The organism is Pseudophaeobacter profundi (genome assembly GCF_029697505.1).
GTDB lineage: Bacteria > Pseudomonadota > Alphaproteobacteria > Rhodobacterales > Rhodobacteraceae > Pseudophaeobacter > Pseudophaeobacter profundi.
Genome location: NZ_JARJEF010000172.1, coordinates 1 through 297, shown reverse-complemented (window position 1 = coordinate 297; position 297 = coordinate 1). Strand labels below are relative to the sequence as shown.

Annotated in this window: 1 protein-coding gene; it reads right to left on the bottom strand. The window is 57.2% G+C overall.

Annotated elements, in window-relative coordinates; translation table 11 throughout:
- The coding region (locus P2081_RS21250) for a 60S acidic ribosomal protein P1 (RefSeq protein WP_369011419.1) at nucleotides 1–220 on the bottom strand (220 nt) is incomplete at its 3' end.
- Nucleotides 221–297: the final 77 nt, after the last annotated feature.

The window sequence follows — 297 nt, the reverse complement described above, 5'->3', positions numbered from 1 at the left end:
CAGCGGCCGGGGCGACTCCTACTCCGGATCCAACGTTGGTGATGAGCTCCTTGGGGTTGACTCCCTCCAGCGCCTTGGCGAACAGTCCCGGCCAGTACGGCTCCACGTCCACACCGGCTGCCTTCAGGATCGTCTGGATCTTCTCACCGGTGACGGCAACGTCGTCATCGATAAGCACCAGAGCGCTGTAAACGCAGGCTAATTCGGCTTTGGTAGACATGTCGAAGGTAAATAAAATTGGTGCAAGTCGCCAAAAGGCCTTAGCTCAGCAGAGAACAAGCACCGCGCAACGAGAAA